The organism is Streptomyces sp. NPDC001714 (assembly GCF_042892755.1).
Lineage (GTDB): Bacteria > Actinomycetota > Actinomycetes > Streptomycetales > Streptomycetaceae > Streptomyces.
This window is the reverse complement of record NZ_JBIAUL010000041.1, coordinates 1-22,537: the sequence shown is the minus strand read 5'-3', so window position 1 is coordinate 22,537 and position 22,537 is coordinate 1. Positions and strand designations below refer to the sequence as shown.

Genomic DNA, 22,537 nt, shown 5'->3' with positions numbered 1-22,537 from the left:
GAAGGAGCCCCGCTCGTGGATCTGCGAGCCGCCCTCGCCGCCCGTCGCCTGCTCGCCATCGTGCGCGGCGGCGACCCGGACGCCGCCGTGCGCACCGTGCTGACCCTCGCCGAGGAGGGCATCGAACTGATCGAGGTGTCGCTCAGCGGCGCCGACGCCCTCACCGTCATCGCCCGTGCCCACAAGGAACTCGGCCCCGAACGGCCGCTGGGCGCCGGCACCGTCCTGACCGCCGCCGACGCCCACGCCGCCCACCGCGCGGGCGCCGGCTTCGCGGTCACCCCCGGCCTCGGCGCCGGCGCCGACACCGCGCGGCAGCTCGGCATGCCGCTCCTGGCGGGCGTGCTGACCCCCACCGACGTGATCGCGGCGCAGGCCCGGGGCGCCGCCGCCCTCAAGCTCTTCCCGGCCGCCGAGGCCGGGGGAGCGGCGTACCTGAGGGCGTTGCGCGGACCGTTCCCCGACGCCGCGTTCGTGCCGGTCGGCGGCGTCGACGTGCCGGCCGCGCGGGCCTACCTGGCCGCCGGGGCCACCGCCGTCGGTGTGGGCTCCCCCCTGGTCGGCGACGCGGCGGACGGCGGCAGCATCAGCGCCCTGCGCGACCGGGCCCGCGCGTTCCGGGCCGCCGTGGCGGAAGAGGGACCGGCGTGACGGCTCCCTGGCGTCCGGCCCCTGGACCGGTCGTCTGCGTCGGCGAGACCATGGCAGCCCTCGCCCCCGACCCGCCCAGGCCGCTGGCGGACGCCGAGCAACTGCGGCTGTCCGTCGCGGGAGCCGAGTCGAACGTGGCCATGTACCTCGCGGACCACGGCGTCCCGGCCCACTGGCTCTCGGCCGTCGGCGACGACCCGCTGGGCCGCCGGGTGCGTGCCGCGGTCGCCGCCGCCGGGGTCGACGTCACGCATGTGCGCACCGACCCGCACCGGCCGACCGGCCTCCTCCTCAAGAACCCGGGCCCGGCCGGAACCCGCGTCCACTACTACCGCGCCGGCTCGGCGGCCTCGGCCCTCGGCCCCGACCTGCTGGACGGCGAACCCCTGCGCTCGGCCGCCCTCCTGCACCTCAGCGGTATCACCCCCGCCCTCTCCGCGTCCTGCCGCGCCCTGGTGACCCGGGCCCTCGAGCGGCCCGCCGCACAACGGCCGTACGCCGTCGGCTTCGACGTCAACCACCGTGCCGCGCTGTGGCCGGACGGCACCGCGCCGACGGTGCTGCGCGCCCTCGCCGACCGGGCGGACATCGTCTTCGTGGGCCTCGACGAGGCCCAGGAGCTGTGGGGCCGCGACCTGACCGTCACCGGCCTGCGGGACCTGTTGCCCGGCCCGCGGATCCTCGTCGTCAAGGACGGCGGCCGGGCCGCGACCGCCCTGACCGCGAACGGCGCCTGCACGGTGCCCGCGCTGCGGACGGCCGTGGTGGAACCGGTCGGGGCGGGCGACGCCTTCGCGGCGGGCTTCCTGGCCGGGCTGCTGCGCGCCGAGACGCTGCCCCGCGCCCTCCGGCTCGGCCACCTCACCGCCGTCTCCGCGCTCAAGGTGACGGGGGATCACGGTCCGTTGCCCGAGGCGGCGGACATCGCCCGGCTGCTCGACCTCCCGGACCGGGACTGGGAGCGGTACGGGCACGGCACGGACGCCGGATCGCGGGCCGGGCCGGAACACGGTCGCGGAGGCCGGGCGCCGGGCGGTCGGCGAGCGACCGCGGCGACGCTCAGTCCTCGGCCACCCGGATGATCGTCCGGCCGGGCGTGCGCCTGTCCGGGGTGAACGCGGCGACCGCCTCGGCCAGCGGCCGGACCGCGCCGACGACCGGCTTGAGGCGCCCGTCCCGCAGCCGTGCGGCGAGGTCGGCGAGGCGTGCCCGGTCGGGTTCGACGACGAAGAAGACCGCCCGCCCGTCCGCGGGGCGCACGGTGACCGGACGGGCGATGGTGACCAGCGTGCCGCCGGGCCGGACCAGCGCCGTGGAGCGGTCGAGGATCTCGCCGCCGATCACGTCGAACACCACGTCGACCTCGCCGATGTCCTCCGGCCGCTCGGCCTGGAGGTCCACGAAGATCCCCACGCCCAGGTCGCGGGCGAGGTCGCGGTCGGCCGCCCGGCCGGTGCCGATCACCCGCGCGCCCGCCTCCCGGGCCAGCTGTACGGCGATGGAGCCGACACCGCCCGCGGCACCGTGGATCAGCACGGTCTGCCCGGTGGTCAGGCGGCCGTGGTCGAAGAGCCCCTGCCAGGCGGTGAGCCCGGAGACCGGCAGGGCGGCGGCCGTGACGTGGTCGACGTCGGCCGGGAGCGGGGCGAGGTTGCGGGCCTCGACGGCGGTGTACTCGGCGAGCGTGCCGTCGCGGGCCCAGTCGGCGAGGCCGAACACCCGCCGGCCGACGGTCAGTCCGGTGGTGCCGTAGCCCAGCTCGGTGACCACGCCGGACAGCTCGTGGCCGGGCACGCTCGGCGTGCGGTCGCGGCCGGCCCGGTCGGTCCAGGTGGCGGGCCAGGTCAGCTCACCGGGCGTGAACCCGGCGGCGTGCACCCGCACGATCACGTCGTTCTCGGCGGCATGGGGATGCGGCAGCTCGGTGAGGGCCAGGCCGCCGACTCCGGCGTCGCGGTCCTTGACGGTGATGGCGCGCATGGGGGCCTCCGGGAGAGTGGGGGGCGTCGGGGCGACGAACCGGCGCCGCCCGGCGGCGGCCGTTCGTCACGACCCATCTCAGCGCCCGGCGCCGGGCCCTGCCACCGAAGCCGACGGCGGACCGGGGAGAGCGGCGGGCGCTGCTGTCACACCGCTCGACCCAATGTGGGAACCGGCCCGTACCTCTGGGCCACTTTCCCTCCCATGGCGCGGGCCACTTTGCGAGACCGTCCGCGAAATTCTCCGCCGCGCGGCGCGAGGGGAGCCCCGCGGCTGCGCCCGGTGGTGGAGGACACCGTGCTGCGACGGTCGCCCGCTGCCCGTTCGTGAAGCCGGCCCACCCGGTCCCTCTCGGTCGAGAGTGTGTTCGCTCCGTAGTCGGCGACGAAAAAACACGTGGACCGGGCGACCGTCGTCGCGGGACACTTTCCTTTCCTGACCTGCCGATTCCAGGCCGCCGCGGACCAAGCGGCGGTCGACTCGGCATGCCGCGCGACGACTACACAGGGTTGAGATGACATCCTCTGTCGGTTTACCTGCGACGGGACCGCGCAAGGGCGCGGTGCTCCTCGCGCTTCGTTACTACGGACGGGAGCTGGCCCGCCTCAAGCGGTTCACACTGCCCGGGATGCTGCTGCCGGCGCTCGGCAACATCGGAATCAACTACCTGGCCCCGCTGGTCGTGGCCAAGCTGATCGGCCGGATCGCCGACGGCCACGGCCCGGGCCTGCGCGCCACACTGCCGTACGTCCTCGGCTTCGCCGGTGTCCTGCTGCTGGCGGAGGTGCTCTGGCGGGTCGGTCTGCACTGCCTGAACCGTATGGACGCCCTCGGCATCGAGCACCTGTACGTCATCGGCATGGACGAACTGTTCGCGAAGGACGCCGCGTTCTTCCACGACAACTTCGCGGGTTCGCTCACCAAACGGGTGCTGAGCTTCGCCACCCGGTTCGAGGAGTTCGGCGACACGCTGACCTTCAACATCGTCGGCAGCTTCGTGCCGCTGGCGTTCGGTTCGGTGGTGCTCTGGCGCTACCAGCCGTTGCTCGTCGTCGGGCTCCTCGCGATGATCGCGGTGACGGCGGTGTGCGTGTTCCCGCTGATCCGCCGGCGGCAGCGGCTGGTCGACCAGCGCGAGGAGGCGATCGCCCGGGTGTCCGGGCATGTCGCCGACAGCCTGATGAACATGGACACGGTCCGGGCGTTCGCCGCCGAGAAGCGGGAGGCCGCCGAACACCGGTCGCGGGTCGCCGAGTCGAGGCGGCGCACCCTGCGCTCCTGGGACTACGGGAACCTGCGCATCGACACGTTCGTCGCGCCGATGTCGGTGGCGACCAACGCGGTGGGCCTGCTGCTCGCGGTGGCGCTGGCGGGCGGCGGGCACAGCGTGGAGGCGGTCGTGGTCGCCTTCACCTACTACACCAACGCGACCCGGATCATGTTCGAGTTCAACCAGATCTACCGGCGCATGGAGAGCTCCATGACGGAGGCGGCCCAGTTCACCGAACTGCTGCTTGAACCGCCGACCGTCATCGACCCCCCGGCCCCGGAACCGCTCGCGCCCCGGGCCGCCGACGTCCGCTTCGAGAAGGTCTCCTTCGCCCATGCGGGTGCCAAACCGCTGTTCGAGGGGCTGGAGCTGGACGTGCCCAGCGGGTCGAAGTTCGGGTTCGTCGGCCGGTCGGGCGGCGGCAAGACCACGCTGACCCGGCTGCTGCTGCGGATGACCGACATCGACGCCGGCCGCATCATGATCGGCGGCCAGGACATCAGCCGGCTGCGCCAGGCCGACCTGCGCAGCCAGATCGCCTACGTCCCGCAGGACCCGGCGATGTTCCACCGCACCCTGCGGGACAACATCGCCTTCGCCCGGCCGGACGCCACCGACGCCGAGATCCGGCTGGCCGCCGAGGCCGCGCACGTCACGGAGTTCGCCGACGCGCTGCCGGAGGGGTTCGACACGATGGTGGGGGAGCGCGGCGTCAAGCTCTCCGGCGGCCAGCGCCAGCGGGTCGCCCTGGCCCGGGCGATCCTCAGGGACGCCCCGATCCTGCTCCTGGACGAGGCGACCAGCGCGCTGGACTCCGAGAGCGAGATCCTCGTCCAGGAGGCGCTGTGGCGGCTCATGGAGGGCCGCACGGCACTGGTGGTGGCGCACCGGCTGAGCACGGTCGCCTCCATGGACCGGCTGGTGGTCCTGGACCGGGGCCGGATCGTCGAGCAGGGTACGCACCACGAACTGCTCGCCGCGGAGGGTGCGTACGCCAAGCTGTGGCAGCACCAGTCGGGTGGGTTCCTCGATGAGGGGCCTCGGCCTGCCGAAGTGCACTAGGCGCTTCGCTGGAGGAGCCGGGGGTGCGTTGCCGGTTGGCTGCGGGTTCGTCGTGGCTGGTCGCGCAGTTCCTCCCCCGGCCTTCGGCCGGGGGCACCCCCAGCGCCCCTTGCGGGGCGCTGCCGGACCGTAGGGGCTACGCCCGGTCCGCCCGGAAGACGCCTGCCGGTCGCGGGTGGGTGATAGACAGGGGATCATGAGTGACCTGTCTGCCCCCGCCCGCCCGGCCGGTCCGCGATGACCGCCGGGATCGACACCCCCGACCGCCGGGGCCGTACCGGTCTCGACCGGACCGGTCTGGATCTGGCCGGCAACCCGCGTGTGAAGGTCCGGGAGGTGCGGCTGCTGTCCAGTCACTGGTACGTCGAGCGGGCCACCACCTTCGACCTCCAGCACGCCGACGGCACCTGGCACACCGAGGAACGCGAGACCCACGACCGGGGCAACGGAGCCACGCTCCTCCTCTACGACGCCGAACGCGAAACCGTCCTGCTCACCCGCCAGTTCCGGTTCCCGGTGTATGTCAACGGCCACCCCGACGGCATGCTGGTCGAGACCCCCGCAGGGCTCCTGGACGACGCGGCCGAGCACCCGGAGGACGCGGTCCGCCGCGAGGTCGTCGAGGAGACCGGACACACCGTCGGCGAGGTCGAGCACGTCTTCGACGTCTACATGAGCCCGGGCTCGGTCACCGAGCGGATCTCCTTCTACGCGGCCGCCTACGGCCCCTCGACCCGCACCCACGAGGGCGGCGGCCTGGAGGAGGAGGGCGAGGACATCGAGATCCTCGAACTCCCCTTCCGGCGCGCCCTGGAGATGATCCGGACGGGCGAGATCGCCGACGCCAAGACGATCATGCTGTTGCAGTGGGCGGCCCTGGACGGACCGTTCGCCCGACGCCCTTGACTTCAAGAGCACTTCAAGTCGAAGACTCACCTCCGTGCACCCGAACCCCCGGGTGCGCGAACGGAGGAGACGGCATGAAGTACCGCACGATCGGCACCGACCCGAGGACCCGCCGCGAGGTGAGCGTCCTCGCGCTCGGCGCCATGCTCTTCGGGTCCCGCACCGACGAGCAGACCTCCTTCGCCGTCCTCGACCGCTATGTCGAGGCCGGCGGGAACTTCGTCGACACGTCCGACAACTACGCCTTCTGGGAGGACGGCGGCCAGGGCGGCCAGAGCGAGAACCTGCTCGGCCGCTGGCGGCGCAGCCGCGGGATCGGCGACGAGGTCGTCATCGCCACCAAGCTCGGCGCCCGCCCCCTCGCCCCCGGCACCGGCTACACCGACAATCCGGAGGGCCTGTCCGCGAAGGTGATCCGGGAGTCCGCCGAACGCAGCCGCGAACGCCTCGGCGTCGAGAAGCTCGACCTGCTGTACGCCCACATAGAGGACCCCGCCGTCCCGCTCCGCGAGACCGTCGAGGGGTTCGCCGCGCTCGTCGCGGAGGGCACCGTCGGCCTGCTCGGCGCCAGCAACCACGCCGTCTGGCGGCTGGAACGCGCCCGCGCCCTCGCCGCCGCGGCGGGCCTGCCCGGCTACGAGGTGCTCCAGTACCAGCACAGCTACCTGCGCCCGCGCACGGACGTCCCCAGCGGGCTGTTCCCGGACGGCAGCCTCGGCTCCGCCGACGCCCAGCTGCGCAGCTATCTGCGGGCCGAGCCGGACCTCACCCTGGTCGCCTACTCACCGCTGCTCGCCGGTGCCTACACCCGCACCGACAAGCCGCTGCCGGCCGACTACGACCACCCCGGCACCCCGGCCCGCCTCACCGCCCTGCGCGAGGTGGCCCGGGAGACCGGCGCGACCCTGAACCAGGTCGTCCTCGCCTGGCAGCTGGGCGGGCCGCTGCCGGTCGTGCCGCTGGCCGGGGCGTCGTCCGTGGCCCAGCTGGAGGAGAACCTCGCCGCCGTGGACCTGGAGCTCACGCCCGGCCAGCGCGCCCGCCTGGACGCGGCTCACTGACCGCGCGGCTCCCGTACGACGGCGACCTCGCCCGGCGCCACGGTGACCGTGCCGTCGGCCGGCTTGCCGGACAGCAGTTCCACCGACCCTGCCGCGACCGGGACTTCGGCGCCCTCGCCGGTGTGGTCGATCACGAACACGTAGTCCGCGTCCGCCCCGCGCCGCACGGCGACCTCCACGCCCGCCGGCGCGGGGCGGCCCGCGGCCACGCCCGCCTCGGCGCGGATCCGGCCGAGCAGGTCCGCCAGGGTGTCCGCGTCGGGGAGCGTCGCCAGGTACCAGGCGGTGCCCGCGCCGTACCCGTGCCGGGTCACCGCCGACACTCCGGCCAGCGGCCCGTCGGCGTACGACGTCACCGCCGCCGCGCCCGCGAGCCGCACCCGCTCCGACCAGAGCGAGCCCTCGCCGCCCTCGCTCAGCGTCACCCGCTCCTCGGGCAGCAGCGGGAACAGCTCGTCCGTGGACACGCCCAGCAGCTCCCGGAAGGCGCCCGGGTAACCGCCCAGCCGGACATGGCAGTTCTCGTCCACCGCGCCGCTGTGGAAACCGACGGCCAGCGTGCCGCCGGCCTCCGTGAAGGCGGTCAGGTTCGCCGTGCCCGTGTCGTCCACCAGGTAGAGGCTGGGGGCCAGCACCACCTTGTACGCCGACAGGTCCCCGTCCGGGCGGACGAAGTCCACCGCCACGCCCGCCCGCCACAGCGGCTCGTACCAGGCCCGCACGATGTCCAGGTAGCGCAGCTTCTCGCTCGGCTGCGAGGGCAGCTCGACGGCCCACCGGGCGTCCCAGTCCCAGACGACGGCCACCTCGGCCGTGCCGGTGCTGCCGCGCACCTCGGCCAACGCGCGCAGATCGGCGCCCAGCCGGACCACGTCCCGCCAGATCTGGCTGTCGGTCCCGGCGTGCGGCAGCATCGCCGAGTGCCACTGCTCGGCGCCCGCCTTCGCCGCCCGCCACTGGAAGTAGCAGATGCCGTCCGCACCGTGCGCCACGTGCGCGAGCGCGTTGCGGCGCAACTCGCCCGCCGTCTTGGCCCGGTTGACGGGTTGCCAGTTGACCGCGCCCGTCGAGTGCTCCATCAGCAGCCACGGGCCGCCCGCCAGCGACCGCATCAGATCGCCGCTCAGCGCGATGTCGATCTCCGACTCGGGGTCGGCCGACATCAGGTAGTGGTCGTTGGCCACCACGTCAAGCTCCGGTGCCCAGCGCCAGTAGTCGAGGGCGTCGAAGTTGTACATCACCATGAAGTTGGTGGTGGCGGGGAGGGCGGGGGCCGCCGCCCGGAGCACGTCCCGCTCCGCCGTGTACAGCGACAGCAGCTCGTCCGAGCAGAACCGCCGCCAGTCCAGCTGGTGCGTCGGGTTGGGGACCGCGCCGGTCGCGCGGGGCGGCAGGATCTCCTCCCAGTCGTAGTACCACTGGCTCCAGAAGGTGGTGCCCCAGGCGTCGTTGAGGGCGGCCAGGTCGTCGGCGTACTTCGCCCGCAGCCAGCGGCGGAAGGAGGCCGCGCTGGTGTCGCAGTAGCAGGCCGCGTTGTGGCAGCCGTACTCGTTGTGGACGTGCCACATCCTGACGGCCGGGTGGCTCGCGTACCGGTCGGCGATCGCGCCCGCGATGCGCAGCGCGGCTTCGCGGTAGGCGGGGCTGCTCGGGCAGAACGTCTGACGGCTGCCGTACGACAGGGTGCGGCCGTCGTGGTCCACCGGGAGCGCCTCGGGATGGGCGCGGAAGAACCAGGCCGGCGGGGCGGCCGTCGGGGTGGCGAGGTCGGCGGCTATGCCGTTCTCGTGCAGCAGGTCGAGGATCCGGTCCATGCGGGAGAAGTCGTAGACGCCCTCGGACGGCTCCATGAGCGCCCACGAGAAGATGCCGACGCTGACCATGTTCACGCCCGCCTCGCGCATCAGGCGGACGTCCTCGGCCCACACCTCCTCGGGCCACTGCTCGGGGTTGTAGTCGCCGCCATAGGCGATGCCGGGGACGGAGAGGGTGCGGTCGTTCATCGGTCGGCTCCGGTAACTCCGGTGAGAAGGCGGCGGGTTGTCTCCACGCCCCACTGGTCGAGGGAGAGCAGCCGGTCGCTGGAGGCGACCAGGCCGCCGACGGCCTCCACGTGCGCCGCCCAGCGCGCACGGGTCTCCACGGCGGGGCGGGCCATCAGGCAGTCGGGGTCGTTGACCCAGAGGCGGCCGTGCTGCCACTGGCGGCCGGCCCCGGTGAACTCGGCCGCGGCCTGGCCGGGCTGGCTGAAGTCGCCGGCCTCGGGACGGCGGTGCGGGGCCGTGTCCGGGCTGACCCGCATCGCGTCGAACAGGCCGATGGAGGGCAGGATCGGCGCGCCGCAGCCGAGGAGATAGGCGTCCGCGCCGATCGCCTCCCGGATCAGGCCGATGCCCAGCCGGTACGCCGTGAGCGCGTCCGCGCCCGAGTGCCGTACGCCCTCCAGGGCGCCCGCGTAGAGGAAGTCGGCCTTGAAGTAGTCGTAGCCCTCGGCGCGCAGCGTCGCGAAGACGTCGGTCAGGTAGGCCGCGGCGGCCGGGTGGGTGGTGTCCAGGACGTACAGCACGTGACCCCAGTTGCGGCCCGCGCGCAGCGGGCTGCCGTCGGGGTCGCGGACCAGCCAGTCCGGGTAGGTCGCGGCGAGGTCGCTCGCCGGGTCGACCAGGAAGGGCGCCGTCCAGATGCCCGCCCGGCGGCCGCGGGCGCGGATGGCGTCCGCGATGCCCCGCCGGGAGCGGAAGCGGCCGGAGAGGGTCAGCCAGTCGCCCAGGGCGCTCTGGTAGCCGTCGTCGATCTGTACCACGTCGACCGGCAGGTCGAGGGTGTCCATCGCCCGCAGGTTCTCGTGGATGTCGTCCTCGGTGACGGCTGTGAAGTACTCGTACCAGGAGCACCAGACGGTGGGCGCCGGGCGGGGCGCCGGCACGGCCAGGGCGACGGCCCAGTCGGCCAGCACGGACTGGATGCCCGTGCCGGTCCACTCCTTGACCGGGCCGTCGGCCTCGACCTCCGCGACCCCGGCCGCGACGGTCAGCCGGACCGACGGAACCTCGTGCAGCGGGTCGGCCGCCGCCCAGAGCCGGACCGGGGAGCCGTCGCCCGGGTCGAGCGCCAGCAGGCCCTCGCCCTGGAAGGCCCCGGCGGGGACGGCACGGCCGGGGCGGTAACACACGGTCGCCCAGTTGGCGTTCGTCGGCCGGTACGGGGCCGCGCCGAGGGCGTAGGCGCCACTGGGCGACCAGGACTGCCAGCCCTCCTCGTGGACACGGGCGGTGCGCGTGTCCACGGCCACGGAGGCGACCGGGGTGAACGGGTTGTGCACGAGGTTCTCTTTCGGACGGGGCCGGATCAGCCCTTGGCGGAGCCCAGGGTCAGACCGCTGACGAACTGCTTCTGCAGCGCGAAGTACACGACCAGCGTCGGGATCGCGGTGAGCAGGGAACCGGCGGCGACCAGGTTCGGGTCGGTGAAGTACTGGCCGGAGAGGTTGTTCAGCGCCGAGGTGATCGGCATGTTCTCACCGGTCGAGATCAGTACCAGTGCCCAGAAGAAGTCGTTGTAGATCCAGATCGACAGCAGGGTCGCCAGGGCCGCCATCGCGGGCCGGCACAGCGGCAGGGTGATCTGCCAGTACAGCCGCCACACCGACGCGCCGTCCACCAGTGCCGCCTCGGTCAGCTCGTGCGGCAGCGAGCGCATGTAGTTGCTCAGCACGAACGCGCAGAACCCGGACTGGAACGCCACGTGGATCAGGACCAGGCCGAGCGCCGAGTCGTACAGCTTGCCGCTCGCGGTGATGCCCGGCAGGTTCGTCAGCAGGTACATCCGGTACAGCGGGGTGATGATGACCTGCTGCGGCAGCAGGTTGCCGGCCGTGAAGACCAGCAGCAGGAACAGGTTGACCCGGAAGTCGAAGCGGGCGACGTAGAACGCGACCATCGACGACAGGAACAACGTGAGCAGCACGGCCGGGACCGCGATGACCAGCGTGTTCATGAAGTAGTGGGTCATGTCCGACTGCGTGAACGCGTTCTTGAAGTTGTCGAAGTTCAGCGTGTGCGGCCAGGACACGTAGCCGCGGTCGCTGGTCTCGCTGTACGGGCGCATGGCCGAGAAGATCGCCCACAGCAGCGGGGCGAGCCAGGCCAGGGCCGTCAGGGCCAGGAACGTGTGCAGCAGGACGCGGGCCGGACGGATCGGGGTGCGCTGCTTGGCCAGCGCGCTCACGGTGCTCATGCGCGCCGCTCCTTCCGGAAGGTCGCGATCAGGTAGGGAATGATCACGATCAGGGAGATGAACAGCAGCACCACCGCGATGGCAGAGCCGTAACCGATGCGGCTGGACTCGCCGATGATGTTGTTGGTCACCAGGATGGAGAGCAACTCGGTGCCCTGGGCGCCCTTGTTGAAGACGAAGACCAGGTCGAAGGCGCGCAGCGCCTCGATGATGGTCACGACCAGGACGATGGTGTTGGTCGGCCGCAGCGTCGGGAAGATGACGTTCTTGAACGTCTGCCACTCGTTGGCGCCGTCGAGGGCCGAGGCCTCCCGCAGCGACGGGTCGACGCTCTTGAGGCCGGCCAGGTACAGGATCATCATGTAGCCGGTGTGCCGCCAGGACGCGGCGACCAGGACCGCCCACAGGTTGAGCTTCGGGTCACCGATCCAGTCGATGTAGTGGCCCGGCTTGTTGGCGCCGATGATGCTGTTGATCAGGCCCGTGTCCGGGTTGTAGATCAGCTGCCAGACGAACCCGATGCACGCCAGGGAGATGACGACCGGGAGGAAGAACGCGGTCTGGTAGAACCGGCTGAACCGGATCTTCTTGTCCAGCTGCACGGCCAGGAACAGGCCGAACGGGGTCGGGATCAGGATGAGGACGACGAACCAGATGACGTTGTGCTGGACGGCCGGCCAGAACTGCGGGTTGTCGGTGAAGAGTTGATGGAAGTTGTCGAACCCGACCCACTTGATGGAGTCGAAGCCGATGCCGTCCCAGGAGGTGAAGGCGAGGAGGATCGAGGCCAGGGCGGTCACCCAGACCAGGAGTACATGCAGGATCGTCGGCACGCCCGCCATGAAGGCGAGGGTGATCCGGTCACGGCGGGTCAGCAGGCGCTTGTGGCCCCGCTGGACCCGCTTCTTCTCGGACGCGCGCCCAGGAGGCGGCACGGCGGCCGCCTCCTGGGACTTCGTGGGGGTGTCAGTCGACATTCGGGAGCTCACTGGGACGCGAAGATCGTCTTCTTCTGGCGCTCGATGGACGAGAGCAGACTGTCGATCCCCTTCGGGTTCTGCAGGAACTTCTGCAGACCGGGCTGCATCACCGTGGAGGTGAAGTCCGGGCGGGAGTCGCGGTCCATGAACTGGGTGAGGTTCTTGGCGCCGCTGATCATCGTGTACGCCTTCTTCTGCAGCGCGGTGTACGACGAGGTGTCGGCCTTGCTGGAGGCGGCCACCACGCTGGAGTCGGCCTTGAGGTAGATCTGCTCGGCCTCGGGGGTGCCCAGGTACTCCATGAGCTTGACGACGCCGTCGTGGTTCTTGGGGGACTTGCTGACCATGAAGCCGTCGGTGGGCGCTTCGACGGTGTCCTGGCCGTACGCGGAGTTGATCTCCGGGAAGGCGAAGAAGTCGAGGTCGTCCAGGTCCGCCTTGTTGGTGAACTGCTGGGCCACGAAGGAGCCGAGGACGTACATGCCGGCCTTCTTGGACACCAGGGTCTGTGCGGCGTCCTGCCAGGTGCGGCCCATGAAGCCGTCCTGGTGGTAGGGGAGGATCTCGGCCCAGTGGTCGAAGACGGCCTTGACCTTGGGGTCGGTCCACGCCTCCTTGCCCGCCATCAGGGACTTGTGGAAGTCGTAGCCGTTGAGGCGGAAGTTGATCTGGTCGAAGGTACCCATCGCCGGCCAGGCGTCCTTGTCGCCGAACGCGATCGGGACCAGGCCGTCGTTCTTCATCTTCTTGCACAGGGCGACGAACGCGTCCCAGCTGGTGGGGACTTCGTAGCCCTTGGCCTGGAAGACGCTCTTGCGGTAGAAGATCGCCCACGGGTACGTGTACAGCGGGACGAAGTAGTACTTGCCGTCCTCGCCCTTGCTGAGCTGCTTCATCGCGTCGGGGAAGTTGTCCCCGATCTTCGCCCACACGTCGTCGATCGGCGAGGCCAGGTTCTTGGCCGCGAAGAACTGCATGCGGTAACCGGCGAACCACGTGAACACGTCGTCCGGCGTGCCCTGCAGGTAGGAGTTGATCTGCTCCTGGAAGGTGTTGTGGTCCTTCGTGTTGACGTCGACCTTGATGCCGGACTGCTTGGTGAAGGCCGCGTAGATCTCCGCGAAGGCCTTCTTCGGCACGGCGTCGGACGAGTTGGAGCCGAGGCTGACGGTCTTCGGGTCGGAGGAGGACCCGCTGCTGCCGCAGGCGGAGAGCAGGGGTATGCCGGCGCCGGCGAGGAGGGCGGCCGAACCGGCACCGCGCAGGACGTTACGGCGGCTCGGACCCGGCACGTGAAGACCGGACGGGGAGATGCGCATGGCGGCTCCTGAGTAACAGGGTTCGGCAAGGGGAAGAGTTGATCTTCGAAAGGTCCCGAAACCGATCAGAAACCAACTCGGCCGAACATCGTGGGCGCAATAACAGCCGGTTGTCCGCTCATGCGTCAATAGCCTGCGTCTCTCTCGCCCGTCTCTTGCCCGAAACGTAATCGACATGGTTGCCTGCCGGTTTGTTGAACAAAGCGGTACGACCGAGCCCCCACGGGACAAACTCCATGGGGGCTCGTGTGCGGGCGTGTTGGTTTCGGGTGGCGGGACCAGCGCCTAAACCCGCAGCAACCGGCCCGGCACGGCACGTTCTACGGCCGTACCAGCAGCTGGAAGTCGAAGGCGTACCGGGACGCCCGGTAGACGTGGCTGCCGTACTCCACGGGACGCCCGGTGTCGTCGTACGCCGTGCGCTGCATGGTGAGCAGGGCGGCGCCCTCCTTCTCGTCGAGCCGTACGGCCTCCTCGGCGGTGGCGCTGCGGGCGCCCACGGTCTGCCGGGCGCTGTGCAGGGTGATGCCGGCCGTGCGCATCATCCGGTACAGACCCGTCGACTCCAGCCGCTCCGTGTCGAGTTCGAGCAGGGCGGCGGGCAGGTAGTTGCACAGGAACGCCACCGGCTGGCCGTGCGTGCAGCGCAGCCGCTCCAGGACGACCACCTCCGCGCCCTCCGCGATGCCGAGCGCGGCGGCCACCTCGGCGGTCGCCGGGATCCGCTCGTTGCGCAGCACCCGGGTGGTCGGGCCCTGCCCGGCGGACTCCAGGTCGTCGTAGAGACTGCTCAGCTCCAGCGGCCGCTTGACCTGGCTGTGCACCACCTGGGTGCCCACCCCGCGGCGGCGGACAAGGAGGCCCTTGTCGACCAGCGACTGGATGGCCTGGCGGACCGTGGGCCGGGACAGGCCGAGCCGCACCGACAGGTCGATCTCGTTGCCCAGAAGGTTGCCCGGGGCGAGCACCCCGTGCTCTATGGCCTCCTCCAGCTGCTGGGCGAGCTGGTAGTAGAGCGGAACCGGACTGCCACGGTCCAGTGCGAAGTCCAGGGTGTCGAGCGCCGAGACGGTCGCGGTGCGGGCGGAATCACCGGTACGGGCCACCGGGACACCTCCTTCCGGGGTTCGGGGGATCACAGGTGCCGGCGGCGGTCGGCGACCTGCCGGTCGTACTCCTCGCGGGCGTGCACGGCGGCCTCGCGGGCGGCGGTCTCGGCGACCGGCACGTCCCACCAGGCCTCGGCCCCCGGGGCGGTCGGCGCCGGGTCCGTCTCCACGTACACGCACGTCGGCCGGTCGCTCGCGCGGGCCGCGGCGAGCGCCTCGCGCAGCTCCCGCACGGTCTTGGCGCGCAGCACCTCCATGCCGAGGCTGGCCGCGTTGGCGGCCAGGTCCACCGGCAGCGGCGCCCCGCCGAAGGTGCCGTCGGCGGAGCGGAAGCGGTAGGCGGTGCCGAACCGCTCGCCGCCGACGGTCTCGGAGAGGCCGCCGATGGAGGCGTACCCGTGGTTCTGGATGAGGACCAGGTTGACCGGCAGGCCCTCCTGGACCGCGGTGACGATCTCGGTCGGCATCATCAGATAGGTGCCGTCGCCGACCAGCGACCAGACGGCGACGTCCGGCGCCGCCTGCTGGACGCCGATGGCCGCCGGGATCTCGTAGCCCATGCAGGAGTAGCCGTACTCCAGGTGGTACTGGCGCGGCGAACGGGCCCGCCACAGCTTGTGCAGGTCGCCCGGGAGCGAGCCGGCCGCGTTGATGACAACGTCGTCATCGCCCACGACGGCGTCGAGGGCCCCGAGTACCTGGGTCTGTGTGGGCACGGCGTCCGCGTCGTCCGCGCGGTAGGCGGCCTCGACGACCGCGTCCCAACGCTCCTTGCCGGCCTGGTACTCGGCCTCGTAGGCGCCGTCCACGCGGTACCCGGACAGCGCCCCCGCGAGGGCCTCCAGGGCCGTCCGCGCGTCCGCCACGACCGTCCGCGCGGCCAGCTTGTGGGCGTCGAAGCCGGTGATGTTCACGTTCAGGAAGCGGACGTCCGGGTTCTGGAAGAGGGTGCCGGAGGCCGTGGTGAAGTCCGTGTACCGGGTACCGACGCCGATGACCAGGTCGGCGGTGCGGGCCAGGTCGTCGGCGACGGCGGTCCCGGTGTGCCCGATCCCGCCCAGGTCGGCCGGGTGGTCGTGGCGCAGTGCGCCCTTGCCCGCCTGGGTCGAGGCGACGGGGATGCCCGTGGCCTCCACGAGGGCCCGCAGAGCGCCTTCGGCGCGGCTGTGGTGGATTCCGCCGCCCGCGACGATCAGCGGCCGCTGAGCGGCCCGTACGGCGCTCACGGCGTCCGCCAGCTCCACGGGGTCGGGGGCGGGCCGCCGGACCCGCCACACACGCTCGGCGAAGAACTCCTCCGGCCAGTCGTACGCCTCGGCCTGGACGTCCTGGGGGAGGGCCAGGGTGACCGCGCCGGTCTCGGCCGGGTCGGCGAGGACCCGCATGGCGTTGAGCGCGGAGGGGATGAGCGCCTCGGGGCGGGTGATCCGGTCGAAGTAGCGGGAGACCGGGCGCAGGGTGTCGTTCACCGAGACGTCGAACTCGGTCGGGTGCTCCAGCTGCTGGAGCAGCGGGTCCGGCGCGTGGCTCGCGAAGTAGTCGCCGGGGAGCAGCAGGACGGGCAGCCGGTTGATGGTGGCGAGGGCGGCGCCGGTCACCAGGTTGGTGGCGCCCGGGCCGATGGACGTGGTCACCGCCTGCGCGGAGAGCCGGTCCAGCTGGCGGGCGTGGCCGACCGCCGCGTGCACCATCGCCTGCTCGTTGCGGCCCTGGTGGTAGGGCATGACGTCGCTGTACTCGAGGAGCGCCTGGCCGATCCCCGCCACGTTGCCGTGGCCGAAGATGCCCCAGGTGCCGGCGATCAGCCGGTGCCGGACGCCGTCGCGCTCGGTGTACTGGGCGGACAGGAACCGCACCAGCGCCTGGGCGACGGTCAGGCGGGTGGTCGGCTGGCTCATGGGGGACCTCATTCGGACGGGGAGGTGGAGAGGGGCGGGCCGGCGTCCTGCTCCGCCCGGGTGAGGGGTACGCCCGACGGGAGCGGGTAGAGATCGCCTTCGGAACGGCCTGTCGCGACAAGGCCGGAGGCCTGCGGCGGCGACTCGGTCATGGGAGGCTCCTCGGGGGTGGGCGGATGCCCCTCAGGTGTAGATCGGGGCAGGTCGCGATGTCAATGGTTTGTACTTACATTCGGACCTGAATGTGAAATGATGTCTTAACAAAGTATTGACAGCGGGCCTCACAGGGACTTGTATCCCGTCCCAGCGCACAGCAGTGACCCGGGCCACCTCCGACGGCCCGGGCCGGGGATCCGCCGGATCCCTTCCTTCCCCCGGTCGCACAGTGAGGTGCAGGATGGATCGCTCTTCCCACTCCCGTTCGCGCAGGCTGGTCCCCGTGGTGGCCGTCGCCGCGGCGGCAGCCCTGACCCTCGCAGGCTGTTCCAGCAGTTCCGGAGGAAAGAAGTCCGAAGAGGGAGGAGCGGCGGCCTCCGCGGGCAAGGCGTCCACCCCCCGCATGACGGTCGCGCTGGTCACCCACCAGTCGCCGGGCGACACCTTCTGGGACATCGTCCGCAAGGGCGCCCAGGCCGCCGCGGACAAGGACAACATCAAACTCGTCTACTCCGCCGACCCGAACGCGGGCAACCAGGCCAACCTGGTGCAGAACGCGATCGACCAGAAGGTCGACGGGATCGCCGTCACCCTCGCCAAGCCGGACGCGATGAGGGACGTCATCTCCAAGGCGAACGCCGCGAAGATCCCGATCGTCGGCCTCAACTCCGGTCTGAGCGACTGGAAGAAGCTGGGCCTGCTGGAGTTCTTCGGCCAGGACGAGACGGTCGCGGGCGAGGCGCTCGGCAACCGGCTGAACTCCGAGGGTGCGAAGAAGGTCGTCTGTGTCATCCAGGAACAGGGCAACGTCGGCCTCACCCAGCGCTGCGACGGTGTGAAGAAGACGTTCTCGGGGACGACGGAGACCCTGTACGTCGACGGCACGTCCCCGACCTCGGTCAAGTCGACGATCACCGCCAAGCTCACGCAGGACAAGGCCATCGACCACGTGGTCACGCTCGGCGCCCCGATCGCGCTGATCGCCGTCCAGTCGGTGTCCGACGCGGGCAGCAAGGCGAAGGTCGCCACCTTCGACCTCAACAAGGACCTGACCACGGCCATCAGCAAGGGGACCATCGAGTTCGCGGTGGACCAGCAGCCCTACCTCCAGGGCTACCTGGCGATCGACTCGCTGTGGCTCTACAAGAACAACGGCAACTACATGGGCGGCGGCGAGCAGCCGGTGCTGACCGGCCCGGCCTTCGTCGACAAGTCCAACGTCGACAAGGTCGCCGAGTTCGCCGCGAAGGGCACCCGGTGATCGGTATGAGTCAGCAGGCACAGCCGGCGGTGGCGACACCGCCGGCCCCCGGCCCGAAGGAGAAGGACGGGCGGACCGCGCAGCGCCCCCTGGCGCTGCGGATCCTGGCCCGGCCGGACGTCGGCGTCTTCCTCGGCGCGGTCGCGGTCTACGTCTTCTTCCTGGTCGCGGCACCGCCGGTGCGCGAGGCCAGTTCGATGGCGAACATCCTCTACCAGTCGTCGACCATCGGCATCATGGCGCTGCCGGTCGCCCTGCTGATGATCGGCGGCGAGTTCGACCTCTCCGCCGGCGTCGCGGTGGTCAGTTCCGCCCTCACCGCCGCCATGCTCAGCTACCAGCTGACCCTCAACGTGTGGGCGGGCGTGATCGTCGCGCTCATCGTGTCGCTGGGCATCGGCTTCCTCAACGGCTGGCTGGTGGTCAAGACCGGCCTGCCCAGCTTCCTCATCACCCTGGGCAGCTTCCTGATCCTCCAGGGCGTGAACCTCGCGGTCACCAAGCTGGTCACCGGCAACGTCGCCACCGACGACATCAGCAACATGGACGGCTTCGACCAGGTCAAGGCGGTCTTCGCGTCGTCCTTCGACATCGGGGGCGTCGAGGTGAAGATCACCATCTTCTGGTGGCTGTTCTTCGCGGCCATCGCCACCTGGGTGCTGCTGCGCACGAAGTACGGCAACTGGATCTTCGCGGTCGGCGGCAACAAGGAGAGCGCCCGCGCGGTCGGCGTCCCGGTGAACTTCACCAAGATCTCGCTGTTCATGCTGGTCGGCTTCGGCGCCTGGTTCGTCGGCATGCATCAGCTGTTCTCCTTCAACACCGTGCAGTCCGGCGAGGGCGTGGGCCAGGAGCTGATCTACATCTCCGCCGCGGTCATCGGCGGCTGCCTGCTGACCGGTGGCGCCGGTTCGGCCATCGGCCCGGTCTTCGGCGCCTTCATGTTCGGCATGGTCCAGCAGGGCATCGTCTACGCGGGCTGGAACCCCGACTGGTTCAAGGCCTTCCTCGGCGTGATGCTCCTCGGCGCCGTGATGATCAACCTGTGGGTCCAGCGGACCGCGACCAGGAGGTGACCCGATGACAGACAACACCACCGGAACCCACGGCGCCGTCCTCCAGGACGACGCGCCCGCCGACGGCGGCCCGATCGTCGAACTGCGCGGAGCGGGCAAGTCCTACGGCAACATCCGCGCCCTGCACGGTGTCGACCTCAAGGTCTTCCCCCACCAGGTGACCTGCGTCCTCGGCGACAACGGCGCCGGCAAGTCCACCCTCATCAAGATCATCTCGGGGCTGCACCAGCACACCGAGGGCGACTTCCTCGTCGACGGCGCGCCGGTACGTTTCTCCACCCCGCGCGAGGCCCTCGACAAGGGCATCGCCACCGTCTACCAGGACCTCGCCACGGTGCCCCTGATGCCGGTGTGGCGGAACTTCTTCCTCGGCTCCGAGATGACCAAGGGCCCCTGGCCCGTGCGCCGTCTGGACATCACGCGGATGAAGGAGACCGCCGACCGGGAACTGCGCAACATGGGCATCATCCTGGACGACCTGGACCAGCCCATCGGCACCCTCTCCGGCGGCCAGCGCCAGTGCGTGGCCATCGCCCGCGCGGTCTACTTCGGCGCCCGCGTCCTCATCCTGGACGAGCCGACGGCCGCCCTCGGCGTCAAGCAGTCCGGCGTGGTCCTGAAGTACATCGCCGCCGCCCGCGAACGCGGCCTCGGCGTCATCTTCATCACCCACAACCCGCACCACGCCTACATGGTCGGCGACCACTTCAGCGTCCTGCGCCTCGGCACCCTGGAACTCTCCGCCGAACGCAGCGACATCACCCTGGAGGAACTCACCAACCACATGGCGGGCGGCGCCGAGCTCGCGGCCCTCAAGCACGAACTGTCCCAGGTGCGCGGGGTCGACACCGAGGAGCTCCCCGAGGAGGAAGACCTCGCCGCACCCGCCGCGACCGGTCCGGAAGGAAAGTCCTGAGCCCATGACCAACGCTCTCGACCGCATCCGGGTCGGCTCGGCCCCGGACTCCTGGGGCGTCTGGTTCCCGGACGACCCCCGGCAGGTCCCCTGGGAACGCTTCCTCGACGAGGTCGCCGAGGCCGGCTACTCCTGGATCGAACTCGGCCCGTACGGCTACCTCCCCACCGACCCGGCCCGGCTCACCGACGAGATCGCGAAGCGGGACCTGAAGGTCTCGGCGGGCACGGTCTTCACCGGCCTGCACCGCGGCCCGGCCGTCTGGGAGTCCACCTGGGAGCACGTCGGCCAGGTCGCCGCGCTCACCCAGGCCATGGGGGCGAAGCACCTGGTGGTCATCCCGTCCTTCTGGCGGGACGACAAGACCGCCGAGATCCTGGAGCCGCCGGAGCTGACCGGCGAGCAGTGGGCCCACCTCACCAAGGGCATGGAACGGCTCGGCCACGAGGTGAAGGAGACGTACGGCCTGGACATCGTCGTCCACCCGCACGCCGACACCCACATCGACACCGAGGAGCACGTCGAGCATTTCCTCGACTCGACCGACACGGACCTGGTCAACCTCTGCCTGGACACCGGTCACTACGCCTACTGCGGTGGCGACAGCGTCAAGCTGATCGAGACCTACGGTGAGCGGATCGGCTACCTGCACCTCAAGCAGGTGGACCCGGCGATCCTCGCCGACGTCCAGGCCAAGGGGACCCCGTTCGGGCCGGCCGTGGCCCAGGGCGTGATGTGCGAGCCGCCCGCCGGCGTACCGGAGCTGGCGCCGGTGCTGGCGGCGGCGCAGCGGCTGGGTGTCGAGCTGTTCGCGATCGTCGAGCAGGACATGTACCCCTGCGAGCCGGACACGCCGCTGCCCATCGCGGTGCGCACCCGGAAGTTCCTGCGGTCCTGCGGCGCCTGACAGCCGCTTCCCGGGGCCCGTGGATCTCTCCACGGGCTCCGCGCGCCCCGGCGGGTTCGGGAACACCCGCCGGGGCGCGCGCGTTCGCATGATGACGGGTGACGCCCGCTACGACGGGGAGGACGAGCATGAGCCACGAGGAGACCGCGGCCGAGGCCGTGACACGCAAGGAGCGGTTCGGCGCGCTGCCCGAGCGGATACGCCCGGAGGACATGGTGGAGACCAGGCCGGCGATCCAGCACGACCCGGACCGGGACGCCTACGACCCGGACGAGTTCGCGGTGCGCTACGGCCTCTGAGCCACCGCCGGGATGCGGACCGCGCCGTGGGCGAGCAGGCTCTCGGCGCAGTCCAGCACCGTCTGCCGGGCCGGGCGCGGCTGCCAGCCCAGCAGCCGCGCCGCCTTCTCGGTGGTGTGCCGTTTGCGCCGGCCCAGCGCCGGGGTGATCTCGCGCAGCCCGGGGTCCCGGAAGCGGGCCGCGAGGCGCACCGCGAAGTCCGGCAGCCGGCGGGTGGACACCTGCCGCCCGCGCCCGCCGAGGCCGTCCCGCGGCACCCGCGCCATCTCCGGCATCCACACGAACTCGCCGGTGGCGAGGAAGCGTTCGCCCGCCGCGGCCGGTGAGGTCATAGGAGGTGGACGTCGGCCAGGTCCCGGACGTCCACCACCTCAAGACCGATCCGCGGCACCCCGGGCATCGTCCCGGACAGCATCCGGGCGACGATCCCGACGGAACCGGCGGTGTCCGCCGTCAGCACCGGCCCGAACACAGCACCGGGCAGCACGGTCGTCAGCTTGGTCGGTCCGTCGTACCCTCGCATGTACTCCCAGGCCGCCAGCTCGGCGAGGGTCTTCGACCGGCGGTAGAAGATCAGCGTCGGATCCTCCGGATCGGTCCACAGTGTCTCGTCGGTGACACCGAGGCGTACGACGACGGGCTCGCCGCGTTCGCGGCCGACGTCATTCACCGCCGACGCCGGCTGGGACGCGGCGATGAAGGGCGTCGACCGGGTGCTGCACGTCGCCTCGCCGCTGGGCGTGAGCACCGAGCCCCCCGACCTGGTGACCCAGCCATCGAAACCGACCCGGAGGGACGCCCGCGACAACCGGGACCGTGTCCTCTCCGTGGCCCGGGCGGAGCTCGCCGCCTCCACCACGGCCTCGCTCTCCGCGATCGCCCGCAAGGCCGGCGTCGGCATCGGCACGCTCTACCGGCACTTCCCGACCCGGGAGGCGCAGATCATGGAGCTGTACCGGCACGACCTCCAGCACCTGATCGACCTCGCGCCGCGGCTGCTCGGCACGCACCCGCCGCTGGAGGCGCTGCGCCGCTGGTTCGACGAGGTCGCCCGCTACGGCCGGCTCAAGTTCGGCGTCTCGGAGGTCGTGCACGCGGCGACCGGGGGCGCCGCCGAAGATCCGATGTACGGCCCGTTCGTGGCCGCCATCGGCGTCCTGCTCGCCGCCGGCGCGGCGGACGGCAGCCTCAAGCCCGGCATCGACCCGGAGGACGTGCTCCTCCAGCTCAGCGTCCTGTGGCGGATCGACCCGGCACGGGGTGACGCCGAGGCGCGGGCCGCCCGGATCCTGGTGCTGATTCGTGGACGGGCTGCGGGCCTGACACGACGGGCGGCGGGGGGGGGGGGGGGGGGGGGGGGGGCCCCCCCCCCCGCGCCGGGGGGTGGGGCGGGGGGGGGGGGGCCCGCCGCCCCCCCCCGGGGGGGCGCCGGGGGGGGGGGGGGGGGCGC

Annotated in this window: 22 protein-coding genes; 11 read left to right on the top strand and 11 right to left on the bottom strand. The window is 71.5% G+C overall.

Going from position 1 to position 22,537, the window contains the following annotated elements; all coding sequences use genetic code 11:
* Positions 1-15: 15 nt before the first annotated feature.
* A complete protein-coding gene (locus ACFY0P_RS50005) occupies positions 16-651 on the top strand; it encodes a bifunctional 4-hydroxy-2-oxoglutarate aldolase/2-dehydro-3-deoxy-phosphogluconate aldolase (protein ID WP_388929162.1) in 636 nt (211 codons plus the stop codon).
* Positions 648-1,733, top strand: coding sequence for a sugar kinase (locus tag ACFY0P_RS50000; protein WP_388929161.1), 1,086 nt, complete (start codon positions 648-650; stop codon positions 1,731-1,733). The genes ACFY0P_RS50005 and ACFY0P_RS50000 overlap by 4 nt, the downstream gene beginning before the upstream one ends.
* On the opposite strand, the gene ACFY0P_RS49995 is transcribed toward ACFY0P_RS50000, so the two are convergent.
* A complete protein-coding gene (locus ACFY0P_RS49995; protein ID WP_388929160.1) occupies positions 1,711-2,631 on the bottom strand; it encodes an NADP-dependent oxidoreductase in 921 nt (306 codons plus the stop codon). The genes ACFY0P_RS50000 and ACFY0P_RS49995 overlap by 23 nt on opposite strands.
* 514 nt (positions 2,632-3,145) lie before the next feature.
* On the opposite strand from ACFY0P_RS49995, the gene ACFY0P_RS49990 reads away from it, so the two are divergent.
* From ACFY0P_RS49990 to ACFY0P_RS49980, 3 genes are all read left to right on the top strand, one after another.
* Complete coding sequence (locus tag ACFY0P_RS49990) at positions 3,146-4,963, top strand: ABC transporter ATP-binding protein (RefSeq protein WP_388929159.1); 1,818 nt, start codon at positions 3,146-3,148, stop codon at positions 4,961-4,963.
* A gap of 237 nt (positions 4,964-5,200) precedes the next feature.
* Positions 5,201-5,869, top strand: a complete 669-nt coding sequence (locus ACFY0P_RS49985; RefSeq protein WP_388929158.1) for an NUDIX domain-containing protein — start codon at positions 5,201-5,203, stop codon at positions 5,867-5,869.
* 74 nt (positions 5,870-5,943) lie between these two features.
* Positions 5,944-6,930, top strand: a complete 987-nt coding sequence (locus ACFY0P_RS49980; RefSeq protein WP_388929157.1) for an aldo/keto reductase — start codon at positions 5,944-5,946, stop codon at positions 6,928-6,930.
* On the opposite strand, the gene ACFY0P_RS49975 is transcribed toward ACFY0P_RS49980, so the two are convergent.
* The 8 genes from ACFY0P_RS49975 to ACFY0P_RS49940 all read right to left on the bottom strand — a co-directional run bounded on the left by ACFY0P_RS49975 (position 6,924) and on the right by ACFY0P_RS49940 (position 16,624).
* Entirely contained in the window at positions 6,924-8,933 is a 2,010-nt protein-coding gene (locus ACFY0P_RS49975) for a beta-galactosidase (protein WP_388929156.1), read from the bottom strand. The genes ACFY0P_RS49980 and ACFY0P_RS49975 overlap by 7 nt on opposite strands.
* Complete coding sequence (locus ACFY0P_RS49970; protein ID WP_388929155.1) at positions 8,930-10,252, bottom strand: glycoside hydrolase family 36 protein; 1,323 nt, start codon at positions 10,250-10,252, stop codon at positions 8,930-8,932. The genes ACFY0P_RS49975 and ACFY0P_RS49970 overlap by 4 nt, the downstream gene beginning before the upstream one ends.
* A gap of 26 nt (positions 10,253-10,278) precedes the next feature.
* A complete protein-coding gene (locus ACFY0P_RS49965; protein WP_388929154.1) occupies positions 10,279-11,166 on the bottom strand; it encodes a carbohydrate ABC transporter permease in 888 nt (295 codons plus the stop codon).
* Positions 11,163-12,143 carry a carbohydrate ABC transporter permease gene (locus ACFY0P_RS49960; protein WP_388929153.1) on the bottom strand — a complete coding sequence of 327 codons (981 nt, stop codon included), beginning with the start codon at positions 12,141-12,143 and terminating at the stop codon, positions 11,163-11,165. The genes ACFY0P_RS49965 and ACFY0P_RS49960 overlap by 4 nt, the downstream gene beginning before the upstream one ends.
* A gap of 8 nt (positions 12,144-12,151) precedes the next feature.
* The gene (locus ACFY0P_RS49955) at positions 12,152-13,465 is read right to left on the bottom strand and encodes an ABC transporter substrate-binding protein (RefSeq protein WP_388929152.1); all 1,314 of its coding nucleotides are present in this window, start codon (positions 13,463-13,465) and stop codon (positions 12,152-12,154) included.
* 320 nt (positions 13,466-13,785) lie between these two features.
* Entirely contained in the window at positions 13,786-14,571 is a 786-nt protein-coding gene (locus tag ACFY0P_RS49950) for a GntR family transcriptional regulator (protein WP_388929151.1), read from the bottom strand.
* Positions 14,572-14,600: 29 nt separating this feature from the next.
* On the bottom strand, positions 14,601-16,472 hold the full coding sequence (gene iolD / locus ACFY0P_RS49945; protein WP_388929150.1) for a 3D-(3,5/4)-trihydroxycyclohexane-1,2-dione acylhydrolase (decyclizing): 1,872 nt from the start codon (positions 16,470-16,472) through the stop codon (positions 14,601-14,603).
* An 8-nt stretch (positions 16,473-16,480) separates the two neighbouring features.
* Complete coding sequence (locus ACFY0P_RS49940) at positions 16,481-16,624, bottom strand: hypothetical protein (RefSeq protein WP_388929149.1); 144 nt, start codon at positions 16,622-16,624, stop codon at positions 16,481-16,483.
* Between the two features lie 245 nt (positions 16,625-16,869).
* Here ACFY0P_RS49940 and ACFY0P_RS49935 point away from each other — a divergent pair, with 245 nt between their 5' ends.
* The 5 genes from ACFY0P_RS49935 to ACFY0P_RS49915 all read left to right on the top strand — a co-directional run bounded on the left by ACFY0P_RS49935 (position 16,870) and on the right by ACFY0P_RS49915 (position 21,087).
* Entirely contained in the window at positions 16,870-17,889 is a 1,020-nt protein-coding gene (locus ACFY0P_RS49935) for a sugar ABC transporter substrate-binding protein (protein ID WP_388929148.1), read from the top strand.
* A complete protein-coding gene (locus tag ACFY0P_RS49930) occupies positions 17,889-18,965 on the top strand; it encodes an ABC transporter permease (protein ID WP_388929188.1) in 1,077 nt (358 codons plus the stop codon). The genes ACFY0P_RS49935 and ACFY0P_RS49930 overlap by 1 nt, the downstream gene beginning before the upstream one ends.
* A gap of 4 nt (positions 18,966-18,969) precedes the next feature.
* Positions 18,970-19,881, top strand: a complete 912-nt coding sequence (locus ACFY0P_RS49925) for an ATP-binding cassette domain-containing protein (protein ID WP_388929147.1) — start codon at positions 18,970-18,972, stop codon at positions 19,879-19,881.
* A gap of 4 nt (positions 19,882-19,885) precedes the next feature.
* Positions 19,886-20,788: a sugar phosphate isomerase/epimerase family protein gene (locus tag ACFY0P_RS49920; protein WP_388929146.1), complete on the top strand. Its 903-nt coding sequence runs from the start codon at positions 19,886-19,888 to the stop codon at positions 20,786-20,788.
* A 128-nt stretch (positions 20,789-20,916) separates the two neighbouring features.
* On the top strand, positions 20,917-21,087 hold the full coding sequence (locus ACFY0P_RS49915; RefSeq protein WP_351710294.1) for a hypothetical protein: 171 nt from the start codon (positions 20,917-20,919) through the stop codon (positions 21,085-21,087).
* On the opposite strand, the gene ACFY0P_RS49910 is transcribed toward ACFY0P_RS49915, so the two are convergent.
* Complete coding sequence (locus tag ACFY0P_RS49910) at positions 21,075-21,419, bottom strand: hypothetical protein (protein ID WP_388929145.1); 345 nt, start codon at positions 21,417-21,419, stop codon at positions 21,075-21,077. The two genes, ACFY0P_RS49915 and ACFY0P_RS49910, sit on opposite strands and share 13 nt — an antisense overlap.
* Positions 21,416-21,757 (bottom strand): hypothetical protein, encoded by a 342-nt coding sequence (locus tag ACFY0P_RS49905; RefSeq protein WP_388929144.1) that lies wholly within the window; start codon positions 21,755-21,757, stop codon positions 21,416-21,418. The genes ACFY0P_RS49910 and ACFY0P_RS49905 overlap by 4 nt, the downstream gene beginning before the upstream one ends.
* A 25-nt stretch (positions 21,758-21,782) precedes the next feature.
* Between ACFY0P_RS49905 and ACFY0P_RS49900 the strand changes: the two genes are divergently transcribed.
* Positions 21,783-22,537 (top strand): TetR/AcrR family transcriptional regulator (locus ACFY0P_RS49900; RefSeq protein WP_388929143.1); only part of this gene is annotated, 755 nt, incomplete at its 3' end.

Excerpts from the sequence above, each read along its gene's own strand:
- ACFY0P_RS49995 (WP_388929160.1), bottom strand. The coding sequence starts at position 2,631 with ATGCGCGCCATCACCGTCAAGGACCGCGACGCCGGAGTCGGCGGCCTG.
- ACFY0P_RS49990 (WP_388929159.1), top strand. The coding sequence starts at position 3,146 with ATGACATCCTCTGTCGGTTTACCTGCGACGGGACCGCGCAAGGGCGCG.
- ACFY0P_RS49985 (WP_388929158.1), top strand. The coding sequence starts at position 5,201 with ATGACCGCCGGGATCGACACCCCCGACCGCCGGGGCCGTACCGGTCTC.
- ACFY0P_RS49980 (WP_388929157.1), top strand. The coding sequence starts at position 5,944 with ATGAAGTACCGCACGATCGGCACCGACCCGAGGACCCGCCGCGAGGTG.
- ACFY0P_RS49975 (WP_388929156.1), bottom strand. The coding sequence starts at position 8,933 with ATGAACGACCGCACCCTCTCCGTCCCCGGCATCGCCTATGGCGGCGAC.
- ACFY0P_RS49965 (WP_388929154.1), bottom strand. The coding sequence starts at position 11,166 with ATGAGCACCGTGAGCGCGCTGGCCAAGCAGCGCACCCCGATCCGTCCG.
- ACFY0P_RS49960 (WP_388929153.1), bottom strand. The coding sequence starts at position 12,143 with ATGTCGACTGACACCCCCACGAAGTCCCAGGAGGCGGCCGCCGTGCCG.
- ACFY0P_RS49955 (WP_388929152.1), bottom strand. The coding sequence starts at position 13,465 with ATGCGCATCTCCCCGTCCGGTCTTCACGTGCCGGGTCCGAGCCGCCGT.
- iolD (WP_388929150.1), bottom strand. The coding sequence starts at position 16,472 with ATGAGCCAGCCGACCACCCGCCTGACCGTCGCCCAGGCGCTGGTGCGG.
- ACFY0P_RS49940 (WP_388929149.1), bottom strand. The coding sequence starts at position 16,624 with ATGACCGAGTCGCCGCCGCAGGCCTCCGGCCTTGTCGCGACAGGCCGT.
- ACFY0P_RS49935 (WP_388929148.1), top strand. The coding sequence starts at position 16,870 with ATGGATCGCTCTTCCCACTCCCGTTCGCGCAGGCTGGTCCCCGTGGTG.
- ACFY0P_RS49925 (WP_388929147.1), top strand. The coding sequence starts at position 18,970 with ATGACAGACAACACCACCGGAACCCACGGCGCCGTCCTCCAGGACGAC.
- ACFY0P_RS49920 (WP_388929146.1), top strand. The coding sequence starts at position 19,886 with ATGACCAACGCTCTCGACCGCATCCGGGTCGGCTCGGCCCCGGACTCC.
- ACFY0P_RS49915 (WP_351710294.1), top strand. The coding sequence starts at position 20,917 with ATGAGCCACGAGGAGACCGCGGCCGAGGCCGTGACACGCAAGGAGCGG.
- ACFY0P_RS49910 (WP_388929145.1), bottom strand. The coding sequence starts at position 21,419 with ATGACCTCACCGGCCGCGGCGGGCGAACGCTTCCTCGCCACCGGCGAG.